Below are 4,370 nucleotides of genomic sequence, written 5' to 3' on the forward strand. Positions count from 1 at the left end.
ACTGTACAAAGTTCCGTTCCTTGGCTATGGCATTGGCGGCTTCCGTTGCCTTTTTCCCTATCCAGTTGTCCCGGTACAGTTCCCCGGAAAGGGAAACCCGGTTTGCCAGTATGTGCAGGTGGGCTTGCTCTTTCTTGCTCTCCGTACCGCTGTGCCGGATGATGATGTACTGGTGGTTCGCCAACCCCATGCGCTGCATGAAGTCGTTACCAAGTTCCGCCCAGTCCGCATCCGTAAAGGTGGCGCTTTCCTCTATCGAGGGGCTGACCTCGAAACGTAGGCAGTTGTTTTTTACGTTCGGAAAATCAATGTGATACGGTTTCATTTCCTGCACCATTTCCGCACCAGTACACCCATAAAGTTCATGCCGGGCTATCTCGGTGGCTACTGCCTGCCCGTTTATCTCTTTGGCGAGGTCGTACTCCAATGCCGCCACACCATGTGATATGCTTTTCCCTTTCCCTATCATCGTGAGAGTATTTTTTTGAGCTCTGTAATTAGTGCCCGGTTCTCCTCGAACACTTCCCGGTACTGGCGACCACCGAAGTAGTTGTTCAGCCGTTGGAGCGTTCCTTTCAACTGGGCTATGTCCCGGAGAAGCTGCCGTTCCTCCTCGGTGTACCTCTCCCTTGGGCGCCCCCCAAGGGACAAACTCCGGCAGTATTCCGATACGCTTAGACTGCACCGGGCTGCCTGCTCCGCAAGTGCGTCCTTTTCAAGTTCGGTACACCGGAATGTAATCTTTTCGTTCCGTCTTAGTTCCATGCCACAAAGGTAATCTTAAAATCTTTTTGAGCAAAGCGAGAAAAGCAAGAATTGTCCGACAAGGACACTTCTTGCTATATATACACATGCCGCATGGGAATACATCCACGCCAACCGCCCAGCAAAAAGCCCCGGCGTGTTAGAAAATCCCCCACAGCCTAACAAATTCTACCCCATTTCTACCCAAGGGGATTACACGCCGCAGAAGTCATCCGGGAACATGTCTTCCAGTTCGTCCAAATCAATGGTTTCTTCTTCGGACACCTCCACCCATTCAATGTTTTCTTTCCCTCTTATCGCACATGAGTACATCTCGGCGGCGGCAAGAGAAGAGAACACCTCGTGCATAGGCTCGCCGTTCTCTAACCAGTAAACACAATATTCGACCATAACAGTTTTATCATTTATCGTTGTAATGCCCCTCTACCTCCAAGATGTAGACCTCTACCACTTCCTCGTAAATGTCATAGATTATCCGGTCATGGGCGGTAATGTGTCGAGACCATGTAATATCCCCACCGCCCCTTAACGCTTCGGGATGCCCAAGCCCAGTCTTAGGGTGCTCTAACAATTCTTTGTAGATTTTCTTATACTTCTTGAACAAATTGGGGTTTGATTTCTTCCATTTGGCAATCACCTTATCCACCCCGTCGGAAACCCTAATTGTGTACATCATAGACTATCGAAATAAGCGTCAATATCCTCACTGCTTTTGAGGGTAACACACTTTCCGGATTTGATTTCTTCCCTTGCCTTGTCAATCCTTGCTTGCAGCTCCGGGGTTATCATCAAATCTTCACGACCAACTTTTACCAAAGCGTAAATCTCGTTTTTCCTGCGAATTAGTACCTGCTCGCCATTGTCAGCTTTGGTGAAAGACGCTGCGAGGTTGTTACGGTATTCTCTTACTGATAATGCTTCCATATCTGTTTGCTTTTAAATTCAGCACAAAGATAGCTATATTTCAATAAAATACAAACATTTTGTACACAAACGTGTACACGCCATAAAAACCCGTTTCCAATCCTACCGCCCGTTGGTTGGTTTTGCTTTGCTCTTTTTCCCTATCGTTTTTCTTTTTCCGACAGTAAATCAACCACTTAGCTCTATAAATTCCCCTTGTCTGTTATAAGCATCGTCTGTAATATGCTCTATCACTTCTTCGCAAACGCCCATAAATAAAGGGATTAGAACATGTGTTTCCCCACACTTTGGGAGTTTAGTCCCCACACTTTGGGAGTTTAAAAGTAAATTAGTCCCCACACTTTGGGAGTTTTACCCCTCTTTTTTTGTTTTAATGTGGGGATTGTGTATATTTGCAGCAAATCAATCGTTTATGAAAAAGAAACTACCTATTACCAAGAATAAAGATGTTGTTGTTTCATGGGTATATACATGGTCAAAACAGCAAGACATGTCCATACACGAACAAAGAATAGTTCTTCGCATACTGGAAGCGTGCCAAGCTGAACTAAAGGGAGTAAAACTGAAAGATTATGCAGGCACGAAACGCAAGTTTGAGCATGGACTTTGGGATGTTGATGCACAAATGCATGTATCTGACGTTATTTTTTCCGGACGTGATTACAATGAAATCATAGCCGCACTCGATTCTTTGGCAGGACGTTTTTTTACTTACGAAGATGACGAGGAATGGTGGAAGTGCGGATTTATATCTAACCCAAAATATAAAAAACGCACTGGCATTATAACCTTTCGTGTGTCTAACGACCTTTGGGATGTGTTTACCAAGTTCGCCAAGGGGTACAGAGAATTTGAGTTAAACAAGGCTCTTGCGCTACCTACTGGGTATTCCCTTAGGTTTTACATGTTAATGAGTGGGCAGGTGTACCCTTTGGATATATCCCTTGAAAACTTGAAAGACCGTCTTGGCATACCTGCGGACAAATACAAGGACAAGAACGGAAAAGACAGAATAGATCATTTTGAGGAAAGAGTTTTGAAACCAGCAAAGGCTGCGCTTGATGAGAGCTGCCCATACACTTTCAACTACGTGAAAGTGCGTGAAAACCCAAACAACAAACGTAGCAAGGTGACCGGGTTTAGGTTCTACCCGGTCTATCAACCACAGTTCAGAGATGAAGAACTGGAAGGGAAAGAATTGCAAGCAAAGGTTACAGCACGATATCAGATAGACAGCCATGTGTACGAGTACCTCCGTTATTCCTGCGGCTTCACATCGGAAGAGATAAACCGGAACAAAGAGACATTCATAACGGCACAAGAAAAGATAACCGACCTTATCGGAGAACTGGCTCTCCTAAACGGAAAATCACGAGAAAAGAACAATCCGAAAGGGTGGATTATAAACGCCCTTAAAGGGAAAATCAAGGATAAGTAACAAGATTACCCGGCTGAAACACTCCGGGTAATCTTGTCAAATCAGAGGAACGATTTCCATTTCTACACCAAGTTCTTTCATCTGCTGTTGTATTTCCTCGCTGCTTAGTTTCTCTCTCGCCAGTGCAAGCCCATGAAAGGCGTCCCAGCCTGCCGGCTTCGAAACGATACTACCGTTTAGGACGGCATGGGTGATTTCGCCGCCGGACTTCGCACCCTTGTTCAGTATGAAGAAGAACCGGGGTTCTTCGTGTTCCGTTGTTCCCATAATTCGTAAAGTTAGATGTTTATTTATTCCCCTTTTGTTCCCTTGCCTGCTCTTGGTAGTATTCATAATACTGCTTGTAGTTGTCCCGGTCTTTGGCTGCATCCGTCCAAAGATAGCACATGAAACAAGCGAACAATAGGGAGATAACAGCACAAAGGATTGAGTAGAACGAAATTCGTTTGTCCACATAACCGCCGTTTTTCATTCTGTACCCCTGCCGTTCAAAGTCCGCCAACACGTTTTTTAGGCGATTTTCGGCACTTTCAAGGCTTTTCCCGTCTATTTGTACCTTTCGGGCTGTTGCGTCCTCTATGCGCTTCGTATAGACTTCAACACGCTTTAGTTCTTGATACACCAGTTCTACCGCAAGCTGCGGGTTTACCCTTGGCGTTGTATCTTTTCTTTTCCGGGGGCTGTACTGTCCCTGCTTAACGTTGGAAGCTGCCGCTTCCGGGTGTGAGTTTGTTTCCATGAGATATGTTCATTGAGTTGCACTTCAGTTTGCTTTGTGTCCGCTCGATATGGGCGAGAGTGTAGCCTTTCCCTATCTCGCTTGCCTTATACTCCGTACCGCTTCGGGCTGTGACATAGTAGCCGTTAAGTTTCCCGGTGCTTGCCCTGGCTTCCCGGACTTTAAAACCTCTCTTACCAAGTTCTTCCTTGAATTTGGTAAAGTCAAAGCCCTGCATCTTCTTCAATACGCCGTCCATGGCTTCCTTGATTTCCGCTTTATTGGCTTTTCCGATGTCCTGCGACTGCACAAAGTCCCGTTCCTTGGCTATGGCGTTGGCGGCTTCCGTTGCCCGTTTCCCTATCCAGTTGTCCCGATAGAGTTCCCCGGAAAGGGATATCCGGTTTGCCAGTATATGCAGGTGCGCCTGTTTCTTCTTGCTCTCCGTCCCACTGTGTTTGATGATGATGTACTGGTGGTTCATCAGTCCCATGCGCTGCATGAAGTCGTTGCCAAGTTCTGCCC

9 protein-coding genes are annotated in these 4,370 nt (G+C 46.2%); 1 reads left to right on the forward strand and 8 read right to left on the reverse strand.

The window, feature by feature from the left end:
- From ABCP60_RS15645 to ABCP60_RS15665, 5 genes are all read right to left on the reverse strand, one after another.
- Positions 1-469: relaxase/mobilization nuclease domain-containing protein (locus ABCP60_RS15645; RefSeq protein ID WP_343102160.1), on the reverse strand; the 469-nt coding region annotated here is incomplete at its 3' end.
- Positions 466-765 (reverse strand): mobilization protein MbpA, encoded by a 300-nt coding sequence (gene mbpA, locus ABCP60_RS15650; RefSeq protein ID WP_004327437.1) that lies wholly within the window; start codon positions 763-765, stop codon positions 466-468. The genes ABCP60_RS15645 and mbpA, both read right to left, overlap by 4 nt.
- Positions 766-957: 192 nt before the next feature.
- Positions 958-1,155 (reverse strand): hypothetical protein, encoded by a 198-nt coding sequence (locus tag ABCP60_RS15655; protein WP_004295503.1) that lies wholly within the window; start codon positions 1,153-1,155, stop codon positions 958-960.
- A 10-nt stretch (positions 1,156-1,165) separates the two neighbouring features.
- Positions 1,166-1,441, reverse strand: coding sequence for a type II toxin-antitoxin system YoeB family toxin (locus tag ABCP60_RS15660; protein ID WP_004327436.1), 276 nt, complete (start codon positions 1,439-1,441; stop codon positions 1,166-1,168).
- Positions 1,438-1,689 (reverse strand): hypothetical protein, encoded by a 252-nt coding sequence (locus ABCP60_RS15665; protein WP_004295507.1) that lies wholly within the window; start codon positions 1,687-1,689, stop codon positions 1,438-1,440. The genes ABCP60_RS15660 and ABCP60_RS15665 overlap by 4 nt, the downstream gene beginning before the upstream one ends.
- A 412-nt stretch (positions 1,690-2,101) precedes the next feature.
- On the opposite strand from ABCP60_RS15665, the gene ABCP60_RS15670 reads away from it, so the two are divergent.
- Positions 2,102-3,127 (forward strand): replication initiation protein, encoded by a 1,026-nt coding sequence (locus ABCP60_RS15670; protein ID WP_004295509.1) that lies wholly within the window; start codon positions 2,102-2,104, stop codon positions 3,125-3,127.
- Between the two features lie 36 nt (positions 3,128-3,163).
- On the opposite strand, the gene ABCP60_RS15675 is transcribed toward ABCP60_RS15670, so the two are convergent.
- The 3 genes from ABCP60_RS15675 to ABCP60_RS15685 all read right to left on the reverse strand — a co-directional run.
- Positions 3,164-3,394, reverse strand: coding sequence for a hypothetical protein (locus ABCP60_RS15675; RefSeq protein ID WP_004295510.1), 231 nt, complete (start codon positions 3,392-3,394; stop codon positions 3,164-3,166).
- Positions 3,395-3,413: 19 nt separating this feature from the next.
- A complete protein-coding gene (mbpC, locus tag ABCP60_RS15680) occupies positions 3,414-3,866 on the reverse strand; it encodes a mobilization protein MbpC (protein WP_004295511.1) in 453 nt (150 codons plus the stop codon).
- Positions 3,823-4,370, reverse strand: a 548-nt coding sequence (locus ABCP60_RS15685) for a relaxase/mobilization nuclease domain-containing protein (protein ID WP_343102161.1), incomplete at its 5' end; no start/stop codon positions are given. The genes mbpC and ABCP60_RS15685, both read right to left, overlap by 44 nt.

The sequence above is a fragment of the Romboutsia sp. MSSM.1001216sp_RTP31141st1_G3_RTP31141_220114 genome (assembly GCF_039031195.1).
In the GTDB taxonomy this organism is placed as follows: domain Bacteria; phylum Bacillota; class Clostridia; order Peptostreptococcales; family Peptostreptococcaceae; genus Romboutsia_C; species Romboutsia_C hominis.

Bases quoted from the DNA above. Each gene is read 5' to 3' on its own strand.
- mbpA (WP_004327437.1), bottom strand. From the start codon at position 765: ATGGAACTAAGACGGAACGAAAAGATTACATTCCGGTGTACCGAACTT.
- ABCP60_RS15655 (WP_004295503.1), bottom strand. From the start codon at position 1,155: ATGGTCGAATATTGTGTTTACTGGTTAGAGAACGGCGAGCCTATGCAC.
- ABCP60_RS15660 (WP_004327436.1), bottom strand. From the start codon at position 1,441: ATGATGTACACAATTAGGGTTTCCGACGGGGTGGATAAGGTGATTGCC.
- ABCP60_RS15665 (WP_004295507.1), bottom strand. From the start codon at position 1,689: ATGGAAGCATTATCAGTAAGAGAATACCGTAACAACCTCGCAGCGTCT.
- ABCP60_RS15670 (WP_004295509.1), top strand. From the start codon at position 2,102: ATGAAAAAGAAACTACCTATTACCAAGAATAAAGATGTTGTTGTTTCA.
- ABCP60_RS15675 (WP_004295510.1), bottom strand. From the start codon at position 3,394: ATGGGAACAACGGAACACGAAGAACCCCGGTTCTTCTTCATACTGAAC.
- mbpC (WP_004295511.1), bottom strand. From the start codon at position 3,866: ATGGAAACAAACTCACACCCGGAAGCGGCAGCTTCCAACGTTAAGCAG.